This window comes from Kribbella sp. NPDC050281, from assembly GCF_040655855.1.
In the GTDB taxonomy this organism is placed as follows: domain Bacteria; phylum Actinomycetota; class Actinomycetes; order Propionibacteriales; family Kribbellaceae; genus Kribbella.
The window spans coordinates 56083-71632 of the sequence record NZ_JBFAKS010000044.1 but is presented as its reverse complement, the minus strand read 5'-3'; the positions used below and the strand labels follow the sequence as shown (position 1 = coordinate 71632).

The 15550-nt window shown below is 69.1% G+C and carries 20 protein-coding genes; 15 read left to right on the top strand and 5 right to left on the bottom strand.

Annotation, left to right across the window (positions count from 1 at the left end):
* Nucleotides 1–25: 25 nt before the first annotated feature.
* The 7 genes from AB0I34_RS36030 (at nucleotide 26) to AB0I34_RS36000 (ending at nucleotide 4937) form a co-directional block, all read left to right on the top strand.
* Complete coding sequence (locus tag AB0I34_RS36030) at nucleotides 26–667, top strand: DUF998 domain-containing protein (protein ID WP_360454173.1); 642 nt, start codon at nucleotides 26–28, stop codon at nucleotides 665–667.
* Nucleotides 664–1113: a YdeI/OmpD-associated family protein gene (locus AB0I34_RS36025; RefSeq protein ID WP_360454170.1), complete on the top strand. Its 450-nt coding sequence runs from the start codon at nucleotides 664–666 to the stop codon at nucleotides 1111–1113. The genes AB0I34_RS36030 and AB0I34_RS36025 overlap by 4 nt, the downstream gene beginning before the upstream one ends.
* Complete coding sequence (locus AB0I34_RS36020; protein ID WP_360454167.1) at nucleotides 1113–1469, top strand: hypothetical protein; 357 nt, start codon at nucleotides 1113–1115, stop codon at nucleotides 1467–1469. The genes AB0I34_RS36025 and AB0I34_RS36020 overlap by 1 nt, the downstream gene beginning before the upstream one ends.
* A gap of 17 nt (nucleotides 1470–1486) precedes the next feature.
* Nucleotides 1487–2452, top strand: coding sequence for a GNAT family N-acetyltransferase (locus tag AB0I34_RS36015; protein WP_360454164.1), 966 nt, complete (start codon nucleotides 1487–1489; stop codon nucleotides 2450–2452).
* 52 nt (nucleotides 2453–2504) lie between these two features.
* On the top strand, nucleotides 2505–3617 hold the full coding sequence (locus AB0I34_RS36010) for a histidine kinase (protein ID WP_360454161.1): 1113 nt from the start codon (nucleotides 2505–2507) through the stop codon (nucleotides 3615–3617).
* Nucleotides 3614–4267, top strand: a complete 654-nt coding sequence (locus AB0I34_RS36005) for a response regulator transcription factor (protein WP_360454158.1) — start codon at nucleotides 3614–3616, stop codon at nucleotides 4265–4267. Before AB0I34_RS36010 ends, AB0I34_RS36005 begins: the two co-directional genes overlap by 4 nt.
* 61 nt (nucleotides 4268–4328) lie before the next feature.
* Nucleotides 4329–4937, top strand: a complete 609-nt coding sequence (locus tag AB0I34_RS36000; protein ID WP_360454155.1) for a hypothetical protein — start codon at nucleotides 4329–4331, stop codon at nucleotides 4935–4937.
* On the opposite strand, the gene AB0I34_RS35995 is transcribed toward AB0I34_RS36000, so the two are convergent.
* On the bottom strand, nucleotides 4866–5381 hold the full coding sequence (locus AB0I34_RS35995) for a M23 family metallopeptidase (RefSeq protein ID WP_360454241.1): 516 nt from the start codon (nucleotides 5379–5381) through the stop codon (nucleotides 4866–4868). The genes AB0I34_RS36000 and AB0I34_RS35995 overlap by 72 nt on opposite strands.
* A 239-nt stretch (nucleotides 5382–5620) precedes the next feature.
* Nucleotides 5621–6295 carry a hypothetical protein gene (locus tag AB0I34_RS35990; protein WP_360454152.1) on the bottom strand — a complete coding sequence of 225 codons (675 nt, stop codon included), beginning with the start codon at nucleotides 6293–6295 and terminating at the stop codon, nucleotides 5621–5623.
* 85 nt (nucleotides 6296–6380) lie between these two features.
* Here AB0I34_RS35990 and AB0I34_RS35985 point away from each other — a divergent pair, with 85 nt between their 5' ends.
* The 3 genes from AB0I34_RS35985 (at nucleotide 6381) to AB0I34_RS35975 (ending at nucleotide 7061) form a co-directional block, all read left to right on the top strand.
* Nucleotides 6381–6521 carry a hypothetical protein gene (locus AB0I34_RS35985; RefSeq protein ID WP_360454150.1) on the top strand — a complete coding sequence of 47 codons (141 nt, stop codon included), beginning with the start codon at nucleotides 6381–6383 and terminating at the stop codon, nucleotides 6519–6521.
* 201 nt (nucleotides 6522–6722) lie between these two features.
* A complete protein-coding gene (locus AB0I34_RS35980; protein ID WP_360454147.1) occupies nucleotides 6723–6857 on the top strand; it encodes a hypothetical protein in 135 nt (44 codons plus the stop codon).
* Nucleotides 6858–6878: 21 nt separating this feature from the next.
* A complete protein-coding gene (locus AB0I34_RS35975) occupies nucleotides 6879–7061 on the top strand; it encodes a DUF5808 domain-containing protein (protein ID WP_360454144.1) in 183 nt (60 codons plus the stop codon).
* A gap of 6 nt (nucleotides 7062–7067) precedes the next feature.
* Here the strand turns inward: AB0I34_RS35975 and AB0I34_RS35970 are convergent, their stop codons facing one another.
* The gene (locus AB0I34_RS35970) at nucleotides 7068–9317 is read right to left on the bottom strand and encodes a helicase (protein WP_360454142.1); all 2250 of its coding nucleotides are present in this window, start codon (nucleotides 9315–9317) and stop codon (nucleotides 7068–7070) included.
* Between the two features lie 171 nt (nucleotides 9318–9488).
* Here AB0I34_RS35970 and AB0I34_RS35965 point away from each other — a divergent pair, with 171 nt between their 5' ends.
* From AB0I34_RS35965 to AB0I34_RS35955, 3 genes are all read left to right on the top strand, one after another.
* The gene (locus AB0I34_RS35965) at nucleotides 9489–10676 is read left to right on the top strand and encodes a M4 family metallopeptidase (RefSeq protein WP_360454139.1); all 1188 of its coding nucleotides are present in this window, start codon (nucleotides 9489–9491) and stop codon (nucleotides 10674–10676) included.
* 45 nt (nucleotides 10677–10721) lie between these two features.
* On the top strand, nucleotides 10722–11249 hold the full coding sequence (locus AB0I34_RS35960) for an NAD(P)H-dependent oxidoreductase (RefSeq protein ID WP_360454136.1): 528 nt from the start codon (nucleotides 10722–10724) through the stop codon (nucleotides 11247–11249).
* A 213-nt stretch (nucleotides 11250–11462) separates the two neighbouring features.
* Entirely contained in the window at nucleotides 11463–12467 is a 1005-nt protein-coding gene (locus tag AB0I34_RS35955; protein WP_360454133.1) for an LLM class flavin-dependent oxidoreductase, read from the top strand.
* Nucleotides 12468–12549: 82 nt separating this feature from the next.
* On the opposite strand, the gene AB0I34_RS35950 is transcribed toward AB0I34_RS35955, so the two are convergent.
* Complete coding sequence (locus AB0I34_RS35950; RefSeq protein WP_360454131.1) at nucleotides 12550–13077, bottom strand: Lrp/AsnC family transcriptional regulator; 528 nt, start codon at nucleotides 13075–13077, stop codon at nucleotides 12550–12552.
* A 133-nt stretch (nucleotides 13078–13210) separates the two neighbouring features.
* On the opposite strand from AB0I34_RS35950, the gene AB0I34_RS35945 reads away from it, so the two are divergent.
* Nucleotides 13211–14371 (top strand): PLP-dependent aspartate aminotransferase family protein, encoded by a 1161-nt coding sequence (locus AB0I34_RS35945; protein WP_360454129.1) that lies wholly within the window; start codon nucleotides 13211–13213, stop codon nucleotides 14369–14371.
* Between the two features lie 117 nt (nucleotides 14372–14488).
* On the opposite strand, the gene AB0I34_RS35940 is transcribed toward AB0I34_RS35945, so the two are convergent.
* Nucleotides 14489–15067, bottom strand: coding sequence for an ATP-dependent Clp protease proteolytic subunit (locus AB0I34_RS35940; RefSeq protein WP_360454126.1), 579 nt, complete (start codon nucleotides 15065–15067; stop codon nucleotides 14489–14491).
* A gap of 126 nt (nucleotides 15068–15193) precedes the next feature.
* Here AB0I34_RS35940 and AB0I34_RS35935 point away from each other — a divergent pair, with 126 nt between their 5' ends.
* A complete protein-coding gene (locus tag AB0I34_RS35935; protein WP_360454123.1) occupies nucleotides 15194–15550 on the top strand; it encodes a helix-turn-helix transcriptional regulator in 357 nt (118 codons plus the stop codon).

Below are 15550 nucleotides of genomic sequence, written 5' to 3'. Positions count from 1 at the left end.
AGTGGTCCGCTCCAGGCTTGCCGCCATGACGACCATGACGAAGCAATCCGCACCACCACTCCTGCTCGCCGGCGCGCTCGCCGGCCCGCTGTACGTCGGCATCGGAACCATCGAGGCGATCGTCCGCGATGGTTTCGACATCCGGCGGCACGCGTTGAGTCTGCTCGCGAACGGCACCGGCGGCTGGATCCATTCGACGATGATGGTCGTGACCGGGCTGCTCACGGTCGTCGGCGCCCTTGCGCTTCGCCAGGCCGGACTGCGCTCGCGCTGGGCCGTCGGCGGCCTCGTCGTGTACGGCGCCGGTGTCGCCGCCGCGGGCCTGATGCGGGCCGACCCGGTCGACGGCTTCCCGATCGGCACGCCCGCCGGAGTCCCGGACAGCGTCAGCTGGCACGGCCTCGGTCATGTCATCGCGGGCTCTATCGGCTTCATCGGCCTGATCGTCGCCTGCTGCGTGCTCAGCCGCCGGTTCGCCCGCCAGAACGAGCGCGGCTGGTCTCGCTTCTCCCTGGTCACCGGTGTCGTCTACTTCCTCAGCCTCCTCGGCCTGTCCGCCGGCGCCGGCACGGCACCCGGCAACCTCGGCTTCACGGTCGCGGTGATCCTCGGCTGGACCTGGTTGACCCTCCTGATGCTCCACGCTCGGACGGAGGAGGTCCGATGAAGTTCACTGCCGAACTCTTGTCCACGGGCAAGAACACCGCCGGCTTCGAGGTACCCGCCGACGTCGTCGAGGCGCTCGGCGGCGGCGGTCACCCGAAGGTCAGCGTCACCGTCAACGGCTACACCTTCCGCACCTCGATCACCCGGATGAGTGGCCGCTATCTGCTGGGTTTCAGCGCTGAACGCCGTACCGAGGCAGGCGTCGTACCCGGTGGGGTGATGGACGTCGACGTCGAACTCGACACGGCCGAGCGGGTGCTCGAGGTACCCGAGGAGCTTGCGGCCGCGTTGGCGGCGGACGGGAAGGCCAAGGAGTTCTGGGAGACGCTGAGCTACAGCAAGCAGCAGTGGCACGTGCTGCAGGTGACGTCCGCGAAGACCGATGCGACCCGGGATCGGCGGATCGAGAAGTCGATCGGGATGCTGCACGACGGCCGGGCCCGCTGATGCGGTTCATCGCCGTACTGCGTGCCGCCGAGGACTACGGGTTTCCACCGCCGGAGCTGGCGGAGGGGATCGCCGCCCTCGGCGCGGAGGCGGTCCGGAGCGGAGTGCTGGTCGACACTGCCGGTCTGTTGCCGGTGGCAACCGCTACCCGGGTCGCCGTCTCCGCCGGGACGCTGACCGTCAGCGAAGGGCCGCGAGACGACGGACTGCCGCTCGGCGCGTACGCGGTCTACGACGTGGCCACCCGCGACGAGGTCGTCCACTGGACCAAACGTTTCATGGATCTGCATCGCCAGACCTGGCCGGGCTGGGAGGGCGAGTCCGAGATCCGCCAGGTGTTCGGCCCGGAGTCCTGAGGCTCTACTGTTGCGGCGTGGACTGGCCGGCTGGGGTGACGACGGGACCAATCCGGCCTGAGGATGTGCCGGCCGTGGTCGAGGTGGCGAACGCGATCGCCGAGGCAGATCAGAGCGGTCAGTACGTCACCGCGGAAGGCTTCTCCGATGCCATCGCGGACCTCGACCTGGCCAAGGATTCAGTGGCTGTGTGGGATGCCGACGGGCTGGCCGGCTACGGCCTCGTCGATCCGCCGCAGGTGCGTGACGGGCAGTCGGTCGCGGAGGCGAAAGGCGGTATCCATCCACGATCGCGCCGGACCGGCCTCGGCGGTCCACTCCTCGCCTGGCAGACGAACCGGGCCCGCGAGCGCGCCGCCGACGTGGTCGACGTCGAAGTCGAGGCGATCACCACCGGCGCCCTTGCGATGCTCGCGTCCCAGGGCTTCCAGCCGGTCCGCTACTTCGAGGTGATGCGTCGCTGGTACGACGATCAGCCCGTCAGCGTGCGGCCGCTGCCCGCCGGATTCACGATCATCAGATTCGAGCCGTCGTACGACGAACGGCTGCGGGTGGCGCACAACGAGATCTTCCGGGATCACTGGGGAGTCAGTGAGAAGGACGACGCGGCGTGGCGCCGGTGGTTCACCGGCAGCCGTCACTTCCGGGCGGAGTGGTCGAGCGTCGTCCTCGACGCCGACCGGGTCGCGGCGTACGCGTTCGGGTACGAGTTCCCGATCGACACCGAACGCACCGGCTACCGCGAGCTCTGGATCGGCCAGGTCGGAACCCGTCGCGAGTACCGGGGCCAGGGTCTCGCCCGCGCCGCGATCAGCACCAGCCTCCGGATCGCCCGCACCGACGGTTGCGACCGCTCGGCCCTGGGCGTCGACGCCGACAGCCCCACCGGCGCCACCCGCCTCTACGACTCCCTCGGTTTCAAGACCGTCTCGCGGACGATCCTGCACCGGCTCTCACTCGTACGACGGAGTGCACCGGGCTGATCTCCGTCGTGGGAGCCAGGTCGGCAGGACCCGGGTGAGACAGACTGAGACGATGGGCGGACTCGAGCGGCTGGGCATCCCCGGTCCACGCACGCGAGATCGGATGATCGACGTCGCCGTCGTGCTCGCGGTCGGCGTCGCGTCCTCGGTACCGTTCATCGGCCGCGAACCCGGAGCCATCACCGCGCTCGGCGTCGTCGCCAACCTGGCCACCGTGATCCCGCTGCTCTGGCGCCGCCGCTGGCCGTTCGGGGTGATGGTCGTGGTCGGCGCAGCCGCGGTGCTGGTCTCGCTCCACCATCGACCGGGTCAGAACCTGCAGTACGGCGGCCTGGTCGCGATCTATACGCTCGCCAGCCTCGGCCACAAACGGTGGCAGCGGATCGGGCTGCTCGTCGTCATCCTGGTCACGTTCCCGCCGGCGTCGCTGTTGCTGAAGCACAACGACCTGGACGAGTTCATGTTCACCTTCCTGCTGCCGGTTGCCGCCTTCCTGGCCGGCTCGCTCGAACGCAGTCATCGCGAACGCGCCGCTCAACTCGAGCGGGAGCGTGTGTCGGAGGCCGCCCGGGCCGCCGCCGAGGAACGGGCCCGGGTCGCCCGAGACATGCATGACATCCTGGCCCACGCGGTCACGCTGATGGTCGTCCAGGCCGAGGCGGGGCCGGTCGTCGTACGCACGGATCCGGACCGGGCCGAGCGCGCCTTCGACGCGATCGCCGACGCCGGCCGGGACGCGATGGTGCAGCTCCGCCGGCTGCTCGGCGTACTCAAGGCGGGCGAGGACCGGGCGCCGCAGCCGACGCTGGCTTCTCTGTCGGAACTGGTCACGGGTACGGCGTCGTTGGAGGAGACCGGCGTACGACGCGCGATGGCGCCGGACACCGAGGTCGCGGTGTACCGGATCGTCCAGGAGGCGCTGACGAACACGGTGAAGCATGCGCGCGCCCAGCGGGTCGCCGTACGACTGGACTGGTCGGAGGCGGGGTTGGAGTTGTCGATCACGGACGACGGGATCGGCGCCGAGGTGTCGGCCGGCGGGCATGGGCTGGTCGGGATTCGCGAACGCGCCGCTGCTTGTGGTGGCTTCGCGGAAGCCGGGCCGTTGGGTGGTGGCGGGTTCGAGGTACGGGCCAGATTGCCTTATCTGGAAGGGGTTTCATGATCCGGGTGGTACTGGCCGACGATCAGGAGCTGGTACGTAGCGGTTTCGCGATGATCCTGGACGCGCAACCCGATATCGAGGTCGTCGGTGAGGCGGCCGACGGCGCCGAGGCGGTCGAGCTTGTCCGGGCTCTCACGCCTGACGTAGCTCTCCTCGACGTCCGGATGCCGCGCGTCGACGGCCTCGCCGCGGCCCGCACGATCTGCGCGAGCACCCCGGCGAAGGTGGTCATGCTCACCACCTTCGACTCCGACGACTACGTGTACGACGCCTTGTACGCCGGGGCCAGTGGGTTCCTGCTGAAGGATGTTCGGCGGGACGACCTGGTGCACGCCGTACGCGTTGTGGTGGCCGGCGAGTCTCTACTCGCCCCGAGTGTCACCCGTCGTCTGATTGCCGATCTGACCCGGAGCCGTCCCCGCAGTACGCCGGCCGCTGCGCTCGACGTACTGACGAGCCGCGAGCGCGAGACACTAGTCCTCCTCGCCCGCGGCTTGTCGAACGCCGAGATCGCCACTGCCCTGACCGTCAGCGAACACACCGTCAAGACCCATGTCAGCAACACCCTCACCAAGCTCAACCTCCGCGATCGGGTCCAGGCCGTCATCGCGGCGTACGAGACCGGGCTGGTCACTCCCACGAACCAGTAGTTGCCGCAAGCTCCCTCTTGTCGGCGATGTGGTGGGTGGTCGTGGTGACGACGCTGGAGGAATGAAGAGACTTGGGATGATCGCTGCCGGACTGCTGGTTGCCTACGGCATCGTTCGGTTGATCGACGGGATGGACGGCTCGCACGGGCCGGGACTGTGGTGGACGGTCGGACATCTGCTGTTCCTGGCCGGGATGCTGCTGTTCGCCGTCGTGCTTGTCCTCGCTCGCGGTGAGCTGATCCGGCGACGGGGAGTTGGAGCCGTGGCCGTGGTGGTCGGGCTGGTGGGAGTGGCGGCGTTCGTCCGGGTGATCCTGGTGGACCTCATGGTCGGCTTCCGCGCCGAGGACCGGGCCGGTATGTCGCGGATCAGCGACGAGTACGACCGCTGGCCGGGCAACCTGGGCATCTACGAACCGCTGTCCACCGTCGGCCCCGCGTTGTTCCTGATCGGACTGCTCGCGCTGGCGGTACTCCTCGTGCTCGACCGCCGCCTGCCGGTCTGGTCCCCGATCCTGCTGGCGGCCGGCTTCGCCGTCATCACCGTCAACCTGGACCTGATGCCGCTCGGCGGCCTGCTCCTGGGCGCCGCCTTCGCGCTAGCAGTACGACCGGCACCCACGATCGACGCCGTACGCACGCCGGACCTTGGCAACCGACGCGACGGGTGAAAGCTGCCCACCGCTGTGCCAGCTGGCCAGGAACGACTGTGGTGGCACAGCCCCACGCCGGATCCACCACTTGCCCGAAGCCGTCGGCCAGCTGATCCCGAAATGCAGATGCGGTGGCGTCCCACGAGCACTCCCGGTCTTGCCGGTCAGCCCCAGCGTCTGCCCGGCCCGGACCATCAACCCCGGCCGGATCCCGCCCGTGATCGCCGACAAATGAGACCCGTAGTACCGAACCCCATCGACCCCCACAACGGAAACCGACAACCCACCCCGATCCCGCCCGACATTCGTCGTCGAATCCCACCCGTCCGCCCGCGTCACCTCGTCCACCCGCCCATCAACCGGCGACACGAACCGGCACCCCACCGCCGCAAAAATATCCGCCGCCGGATAGTCATGATGACTCTCCGAAGCATCCCCCCGACACCCCCCAACCGGAAACACATACCGAACCCGCGCGGCTGGCGACTGCACTGGTGCGGTGACCGTGGCCCGACCGCTTGGCGTCGGAGTCGGCGTAGTCGTCGGCCGGGCAGGCGTGGTGGTCCGGGGGCTGTTCGTCGGCGGCTGACTGGCCTGGCCGGATCGGGCATCGTCGAACACGCCGGTCGCAGACAGCGCGAAGAGTCCGGTGGCCGTGACAGCCACCGCGGCTACCAGGAATACCACCCAGACGGGACGCGTCACGAGTACCAGAAGGCGTTGACCGTTGCGGCCGAGTACACCGTCTCGCAGGGAATCCCGTTCTTGTCCGCATCCATCCGCAGCGGCCTGTCGTAGTACCACCAGTAGGCGACCGCCTGGGCGTACGTCGCTCCGCGGGCCGCGAGGTCACGGCACAGCAGTCCGGATCCCAGCGGAGCGGCCCCGCTGATCTGCCGGCCGTTCCAGTACGCGCCGACGTCACTGCGCGGATACACCGTCTCGCACGGGATTCCGTTGCGGTCGGCATCCATCTGGTTCGGTTGGCCATGCAGCCGCCAGTAGTCGATCGCCGCCACGTAGCTGAAGCCCTTGGCCTTCAGATCACGGCAGAACAACCCCGCAGGCAGCGAACGTACATCGCCGACCACCTTCGGTGGCGCAGGTACGGATGAGGTCGTCGTGCCTTTGGCCGACGGAGGCACGGTCAGCGTCGTGACCGGCGCGGGTGCTGCGGTTGTCGGCTGCTGCGGCGTACTGGCCGCGTCGCGCACCGGGTCGTCCTTGTTCGTCATCAGCACCACCAGCCAGATGAGCAGGACCACGATGACCCCGACGGCCACTCCGCCGATGGCCGCCAGCGTTGCGTTGCCGTGCTCGTGACCGAGGTGACCGGTGTGGTGACGATGCGTGCGTGAATACGGTTCTCCGTTCATGACTTCCCCCCGCGACCCATTGAAGCTTCGCGACTTTGTGCTGTCCATGGGTCGCGGGTGTTGCGATTGGGTCGCAGGTGGGGCGGTGGGTTCACCGGGAGAACATCTGGTGGTCATCGGGGTGGGTGATGATCCGGCCGGTCCGGCCCTCGATGTGGTCGGCGACGCGGACCCGTGGGTCGACCTGTGGTTCTCCACGAACCCCATCTGGGTGCTGCCCAAGTGATCATCGCCATCGACGCGGACAGCCGGGACACGGCCGCGGCCGACCACCTGCTGTACGACCTGCTCGACTCCATGGACCAACCGGTCGTCGCCTGCACCCGCGGAACTGGGCCACGGCGTCCTGCCGGCCGCGGAACTCCGGACCCGCTGCAACATCGACCACCTGGAAGCTGTCGGCGGTCAGCCGGTCGCCGACGACGCCATGGTCGACACCTGCGACTTCCTCCGCCCGCTCCGCCGCGACGGCCGCCTGGTCCTCCAGCTCCAGCCCGCCGCCGGCAACGTCCTCATCCCGTTCGAGCTCCAGCATCAGCAGCAGTGCTGCGTCGACCACTGAACGGCGAGCTACCGTCGGAGTATGGGCGATAGGACAGGCAGATTCCTGGGCATCCCGTACGACTGGCGCCGCCCGACGCTGGACCGCACGAGGTCACGATGGTGGAATCCCGACGAGCCACGGCTGTTCACGCCGAAGGTGCTCGGCTGGGGCTACGACCTCAACCTGGCGCGGCTGTTCGGCCGCCACCCGAAGAAGAACTGACCGGGCTCAGCGCCGTACGTCCCACGCGTCGGAATCCCGCAGTACGTCGGGAAGCTCGCCGATGACCCCGAGTCGTTGGGTGCACCGGGTGAGAGCGACGTACAGGTCACGCAGACCACGCGGAGACTCGATGACGATGCCGTCGGGGTCGACGACCAGGACCGAGTCGAACTCGAGGCCCTTGGCTTCGCGCGCACTCAGAACGGTGACGTCGAGGTCGGCGACCGCTTCCTGGACGAGCTCGAGCCGGCTGCGCGACGTAATGATCCCGACCTGCCCGTACACCGACTCCTCGGCCGCGACCTTGTGGACGTACATGGCCTGGTCCGACGCCGAGATGTCGGCGTGCCACGGTTTCACGTCGGTCGAGCGCACCGACTGCGGCGCCTTCGCCGACGGGTCGACCTCGTGCAGGACGTCACTGGCCAGGTCCATCACCTCGGCTGGCGTGCGGTAGTTGAGCGTCAGCTCGGCCAGCCGCCAGCGATCGCCGAACGTCTCGCCGAGCGCGGCCGACCAACTCGTTCCGCCGCCGATCGACCCGGTCTGGGCGACGTCGCCGACCACGGTCATCGAACGCAGCGGGCAGCGGCGCGCGATCGCGCGCCACGCCATCGGTGAGAGCTCCTGTGCCTCGTCCACGATCACGTGCCCGTACGTCCAGCGCCGGTCCGCCGCGGCCCGGTCCGCGAGGGTGCGATCGTCGTCCGCTTCGTAGCGTTCGGCCAGTGCCTCGGCGTCGAGGATGTCCTTCGCGGTCAGGATCTCCGCGTCGTCGTCCTCGTCGAAGTCGGTCGACCCCGAGCCGCTGAGAACGTCCAGCGCCCCTTGCGCGTAAGAGATCGCCCGCGCCCGGGCTGCCCGTTCGCGAGCCGCCTCGCTCCCGTCATCGCCGAGCAACTCGGCGGCCTCGTCGAGCAGCGGTACGTCGGACGGACTCCAGTCGGCGCCGTAGCGCAGTAGATGCTCGCGCTCGAGCTCGCCCAGTTGCGGCGCGGCCGACGCCAGCCGGTCCTCGTCGCCGTACAGGTCCTCGAGCAGCTTCTGCGGGCTGAGGAGTGGCCAGAGCTGATCGAGCAGCGCCTGGACTGCAGGCTCCGCCAGCACCTCCTTGCGCAGCTCGGACAGCTCGTACTCGTCGAGCAGGTTCTCTCCGTCGTACGGGTCGGTGGCGACCAGATCGGCGTACTGATTCGTCAGGTGGTCGACCATCTCGGTCAGGAAGAACGGACGGGCCTGGTTGTGGGTGAGGTTCCGTGCGCGAGCCCGCTCGCGGATCTCCAGGCACACCGTCGGATCGAGACGCAGCACGGTCCGGTCGACGGTGACGTGGACGGGGCGCTCCGGGATCCACTCCCGGTCGTCGACCGCCTTCGCGATCACGTCGGCCATCGCCGGACGGCCCTTCACCTCGGCGCTCTCGGCCGTCTCCGGGCGGGTCGCGGTCAGGCCCGGGTACAGCTCGGCGACGGTGACCAGGCGGACGCCGTCCTCGCCGAGCGACGGCAGCACCTGACCGATGAAGCGCAGGAACGCCGCATTCGGCCCGACCACCAGAATTCCGCGCTTTTCCAGTTGTTCCCGGTGGGTGTAAAGGAGAAATGCCGCGCGGTGCAGCGCGATCGCGGTCTTGCCGGTGCCGGGACCGCCCTGGACGACCAGGATTCCGGGCAGCTCGGAGCGGATGATCCGGTCCTGGTCGGCCTGGATCGTCTGCACGATCGACTCCATCTGGCCGGTCCGCCGCGCGTCCAGCGCCTTCAGCAGGACGGCCTCGCCGATCACGCCGGTGCCGGGCTTGGACGCGTCGGCCGCGGTCCGGCCCAGGTCGAGTTGCTCGTCCTGGACGTCGATCACCTTGCGCAGCCGGGTCTGGATGTGCCGGCGCCGGACGACGCCCTCGTTCGCCACCGCGGTCGCGATGTAGAACGGGCGGGCCGCGGGTGCACGCCAGTCGACCAGCAGGGACTCGTAGTCGTCGTCGTGCAACCCGATCCGGCCGAGGTGCAGGATCTCACCGTCGGCCGCGTCCAGCCGGCCGAAGTACAGCCCCTCCTCGGCCGCGTTCAGCCGGGCCAGCCGCGCGTTCAGGTCGCGGATCCGGCCGTCGCGCTGGTGGAGTGCCTGCGCGTTGCGGGTCTGGACCAGTTGCTCGTCCTGCTTGCGCTCCTCGGCCCGCTCGCGCTCGGTGTCGAGCGCGGCGTAGAACGTCGTCAGGTGACCCTGTTCGGCCTGCACCGGATTCGGCAATTCCATCCCCTTGTGATAAACTACGCGCGTTGGTTCCCAGAGGTCATTTCTGACGCATTCTCTGGTAGCAGCCATACAAATCGTTGAGTTTATCCTCCTTCCCGGCGTTTTTGTACTGCCGCAGTTTTTCCGGCCCGTCCCCTGTCCCCGGATCGGCCGGTCGGGCACGATCGGAGGATGGTGTTCCACTACATCGTCCCGCCGTACCTGCTCGAGCAGCTCGAGCAAGCCATGGACGACCCCAGCCTCCGCGCCCGCTTTCGCCAGTCGCTGCAGCACGACGCCGTACTGCGAACACGCCGGGCGACTGGAGCCGCTGCTGCCGAGCCTGCGGCCGAGTCGGGTGGACTGCAACGCGCCGTGTACGACGCGGAGAACCGGACGGACCTGCCGGGTACGCCGGTGCGCGCCGAGGGCGAGGATCCGGTCCAGGACGAGTCCGTGAACCAGGCGTACGACGGGACCGGCGCGACCTGGACGATGTTCAGAGAGTGCTTCGGCCGTGACTCGATCGACGGCGACGGACTGGCGCTGACGTCGTCGGTGCACTACGACCGCGGCTATGCGAACGCGTTCTGGGACGGCGCGCAGATGGTCTTCGGCGACGGTGACGGTGAGATCTTCGGCGGGTTCACCGGGTCGGTCGACGTCACCGGGCACGAGCTGACCCACGGCGTCACGCAGTACACCGCGAACCTCGCGTACGAGGGGCAGTCGGGCGCGCTGAACGAGAGCATCTCCGACGTGTTCGGCTCGCTCGCGAAGCAGCACAACCTCGGCCAGAGCACCGAGGAGGCCGATTGGCTGATCGGCGCCGGGCTGTTCCGGCCGGGCGTGCAGGGTGTGGCGCTGCGCTCGATGAAGGCACCCGGCACGGCGTACGACGACCCGCGACTCGGCCGCGATCCGCAGCCGGCTCACATGTCGGACTACATCGAGACCGAGGACGACAACGGCGGCGTACACCTCAACTCGGGGATCCCGAATCGGGCGTTCTACCTGACCGCGGCCGCGATCGGAGGCAATGCGTACGACGACGCCGGCAAGATCTGGTACGAGACCCTCACGTCGGGCACGCTCTCCGAGACGGCGACCTTCGCCGACTTCGCTGAAGCCACGCAGGCGGCCGCGAGCGAACTCTTCGGTGACGACTCCAGCCAACTCGCCGCGGTCACGGAGGCTTGGCAGACCGTCGGAGTCCTCACAGCGGAGTCGTCGACCACGCCCGAGCCCGCTGAGTCGTCTGGTGCCAAGCAGCCCGAGTCGGGAGTGCGCACCGAGTCCGAGTCGGAGGGACTCATGCGCGCCGCCAAATCGCACCTGCCGTCCAGCAACCCGCCCGCGCCACCCCCATCCAAGGACTGAACGGAGCTTGACCTCAAGTCGAGTTGAGGTATTAGCGTCCTCAGCGTGACTGTTCATCCGCTGCGGCTCGCGCTGCTCACGCGCAACGTGGACGCCGGGCGGTTCGGGACACTGGTCACGCAGTGGTTCGCCCGCGAGGTCGAGCGCACCGACGAGTTCAAGCTCGACCTGATCGACCTCAGCGCCGTACCGCTCACCGAACTGCCGCGGCGGATCGAGGACGCGGACGCCGTCGTGATCGTCACGGCCGAGTACAACCATGCGTACCCAGGTGATCTGAAGGTCGCGATCGATGCGGTCCGCCGACCCTGGTACGCCAAGCCGATCGCCTTCGTCGTGTACGGCGGCCGATCGGGCGGACTGCGCGCCGCCGAGCAGCTGCGACTGGTCTTCGCCGAACTTCATGCGGTGACCATCCGCGACTCGCTGGGTTTCCACGAGGCCGACTTCACCCTGGCCGGCGAACCCACCGACGCGACCACCCCCGCCGCTGCGTCCGCGCTGCTCCGCCAGCTGGCCTGGTGGTCCCGCTGTCTACGTGACGCCCGAGCAGACACGCCGTACCCGGACTGACCTCCCTCCCTCCCTCCTCCCTCCCTCCCTCACTCCTGCTCCGCGCCGCAGGACCTCCCCGTCTGGTGGGTCCGCCCAGCAGACGAGGGGTTTGCCACCCGTACGCAGCTGGCGAACCCACCATCCGATGGGTGAACCCAGCAAAGGGGAAGGGACAGGGGTGGAATAGCGGGCGAGACCCGGCGGTTGCGATCTGGGGTGAGCTCCGAACCGATGCCCCTGTCCGTGCTCGACCTCTCGCCGGTACCAACGGGATCGCGACCGTCGCAGGCGCTGCACGAGACGCTCGAACTCGCGCGGACCGCTGAGGCCGCCGGGTACCACCGCTTCTGGCTGGCGGAGCACCACAACATCCCGAGCGTGGTCAGCACGAGCCCGGAGGTGATGATCGCGGCTGTCGCCGCGGCCACCTCCACCATCCGCGTCGGCTCCGGCGGCATCATGCTGCCGAACCACTCACCGCTCAAGGTCGCCGAGACGTTCCGCGTCCTCGGCGGTCTGTACCCCGACCGCATCGACCTCGGCATCGGCCGCGCGCCCGGCACCGACCAGCGCACCGCGCTCGCGCTCCGCCGCAGCCGCGAGGCGCTCGGTGCCGACGACTTCCCCGAGCAGTACGCCGAGCTGCGCGCGTACGCCGAGGGCTTCCCGGCCGGCCATCCGTTCGCGCCGATCTCCGCGCAACCGAGCGACGTACCGCTGCCGCCGGTGTGGATCCTTGGCTCCAGCACGTACGGCGGTCAGGCCGCGGCGGCGCTGGGGACCGGGTTCGCGTACGCCGGTCACTTCGGGACTCTGGATCCGGCCGGCGTGATCGCGTCGTACCGGGAGATGTTCCAGCCGTCGGACCAGCAGACCGAGCCGCACGCCATCCTCGCCCTGGCCGCGATCGTGGCCGGCACCGAGGAGCGCGCACAGCAACTGGCCCGGGCCAACGCGCTCTCCATGCTCCGGCTGCGCTCCGGCCGGCCGGGTCCGCTGCCCTCACCGGAGGAGGCCGAGGCCTACCCGTGGTCGGACGCCGAGCTCGCCGCGGTCGAGGAGTGGGCCGGGCTCGTCTCGGTCGGCACCCCCGACCAGGTCGCCGCCGACCTCTCCCGCCGAGCCACCTCCGCCGGCGCCGACGAACTCATCATCACCACGAACATCCACGACCCCGCCGAGCGGCGGAGGTCCTTCGACCTGCTCGCCGGCGCCTGGGGCCTCAAGCCGCGATGAGTGGCGGACCTGCAGCACTCATCAACGCGCGCCGACAGGCGATGTCCGCCGCTGCCTGAGCGTGAACCACGCGGGCGCGGCGTCATTGGTGAGTGCTGGAGGTCCGGGGTGTGCCGCGGACGTGCTCGAAGATCAGGCTGGTTTCGGCGTGCACAACCGCTGGGTCGGCGGTCAGGTGATCCAGCACGAACTCGCGGAGGGCGTCCGGCGAGGGCGCGGACACGTGCAGCAGGTAGTCGTTCGCGCCGCTGACATGGAAGAGCGACAGGACGCCCGGTAGCGCCGGGACCTTGCTGCGGAAGCGGTTGATCTCGTCCCGGGAGTGCGCGCCGATCCGGATCGCGATCAGCGCCTGCAGCGGCTGACCGAGCGCCGCCAGGTCCACGTCGGCGTGGAAGCCGCGGATCACCCCGCGCTCGCGCAGCGACCGTACTCGGGTCAGGCAGGTCGACGGCGCGATCCCGGTCGCTTCCGCCAGCGCGTTGTTCGGCATCCGCCCGTCGGCGGTGAGCAGCCGGACCAGCTCCCGATCCACCTCGTCCAGCCCGCCGGGCCCGGACCCGGGCGCGGTCCGCGGCGCCGGTCCGGGGCTCCGACGATCCTTCGGCATAGCACCACTGTAGGGCTCCTCCACAGAATCCACAGCGTGTGGATGAACCTGTGGATGAATTTTCTTCGGAACTCTTGCGTGAGATCCGCAGAAGATTCCATCCTCGGTCACGCCCAGCGTCCGAGGAGGCTCGATGACCCAGCTCGACACGCGGTCGGTCCACGCCGGCCGCGACGACCTCACCGCCCTCGGCGTCCACGTGCCGCCGATCGACCTCTCCACGACTTATCCACTGCCGGATGTGGACAGCGGCGGGACGTCGTACGACGCGCTGGCGCAGGGCAACGGCCCGGACGGCGGCAGCCTCGTCTACCAGCGGCTGTGGAACCCGACCGTCGCGCGCTTCGAGGACGCTCTGGCGGAGCTCGAGCAGACCGATGGTGCGGTCGCGTTCGGCAGTGGCATGGCCGCGCTCACCGCCTGTCTCCTCGCTACCGTCGCGGCCGGCAAGCCGCACGTGGTCGCCGTACGCCCGCTGTACGGCGGCTCCGACCACCTGTTATCCACAGGCCTTCTGGGTACGACGGTCAGCTGGGTCGACGTCTCCGGGATCGGTACGGCGATCCGGCCAGACACCGGACTGGTGATCGTGGAGACGCCGGCCAACCCGACTGTGGAGCTGGTGGACATCGCCGCGGTGGTCCGGCAGGCGAGCGACGTACCAGTGCTGGTGGACAGCACGTTCGCGACCCCGGTGCTGCAGCAGCCGGCTCGGCAGGGGGCAAGCCTGGTGTTGCACTCGGCAACGAAGTACCTCGGCGGGCACGGCGACGTGATGGGTGGCGTCGTCGCGGCCGGCGGGGAGTGGATCGGCCGGCTGAGGCAGATCCGCGCAGTGACTGGTGGCCTGCTGCACCCGTTGGCGGCGTACGAACTGCACAGGGGACTGCAGACGCTGCCGGTGCGAGTGCGGGCGCAGCAGGCGACCGCCATCAAGGTGGCGGACTGGCTCACCGCCCAGCCCGCCATCGAGAAGGTCCACTACCCCGGCCTCTCCGATCCCCAGGAACTGATCGGCCGCCAACAATCCGGCCCAGGCGCCGTCCTCGCCTTCACCCTGACCGGCGGCTACGAGCCGGCGGCGCGTGTCGCCGGCGCTCTCAAGCTCATCACTCACGCGGTGTCGCTGGGCGGCGTGGACACCCTCATCCAGCACCCGGCCGCGCTCACCCACCGCCTGGTCACACCCGAGGCGAAGCCGAGCGCTGGCCTGCTCCGCCTGAGCCTGGGACTGGAGGATCCCGAGGACCTCACCGCCGACCTGGCCCAGGCCCTAACCACCACCTCCGCCTAACCCACGCCCACCCGACCTGGTCCACGCCACCACCCCCGCCTGACCCACGTCCACCCCGACCCGGGTGCGCTCGGCTCGGTTCTCCCGTCCTTGTCTTTCCCTCTCCTGTTCCGGCCGTCAGGCTGGAACAGGAGTCGGACGCGTGAGCACTCGGTCGATGATTCCGTAGTCGCGGGCGGCGGCTGGCGTGAACCAGCGGTCGCGGTCGAAGTCGGACTCGATCCGGGGGAGCGGCTGCCCGGTCCGGTCGGAGATGAGCCGCGCCAGGTCCTCCCGTGCCTTGATCGCCTGCTCCGCCTGGGTCTTGATGTCGCTCGCTGTACCGCCCATGCCCCCGGTCGGCTGATGCATCATGATCCGCGCGTGCGGCAGCGAGTACCGCTTCCCCGGCGTACCGCAGGTCAGCAGCACCTGACCCATCGACGCGACCATCCCCATCGCGTACGTCGCGACGTCGTTGGTGATGAAGTTCATCGTGTCCAGGATCGCCAGCCCGGCCGAGACCGAGCCGCCGGGCGAGTTGATGTAGAGCGAGATGTCAGCCTTCGGATCCTCGGCGTTCAGCAGGATCAGCTGGGCGCACAGCGCGTTGGCGTTCTCGTCCTTGATCTCGTCCCCGAGGACGAGGATGCGCTGCCACAGCAGCCGCTCGTAGATGTGGCTGTCCAGGTTGTTCGGAAGCTGAAACTGACTCATGCGTCCAGCCTGCGGCGAACCGCGCGGAACCGGGCCGGAATCTGCCCGTGGCAGATCTGCCCGCCGCAGACCTCGTCGAGATGGCACACTCGTTACAGGACTTCATGATGCGAGGAGGGCCACGACGTGTTGCTACGCCAGGTGATAGGGAACGTCTTCCGCCGGTTGCGGCGCGAGCGGGGCATCACCCTGCGTGAGCTCGCTGAGCTGGCCCAGGTGTCGGTGCCGTACCTGTCCGAGATCGAGCGCGGCCGCAAGGAGCCCTCCTCGGAGATCCTGGCCGCGATCTGCCGGGCACTCGACCTCGATCTTTCCGACCTGCTCTCCGAGGTCCAGTTCGACCTGGCCACGGTGGTCCGGTCCACGCTGCCGGTCCGCCTGCAGACGGCAGCGATCCGGGTCGAGCAGTCCAGCCCGCAGCGCATCACCTCGTCCCCGCAGGCCTACTCCAGCACGGCACAGGCATTCGCGCTGGTCGCCTAG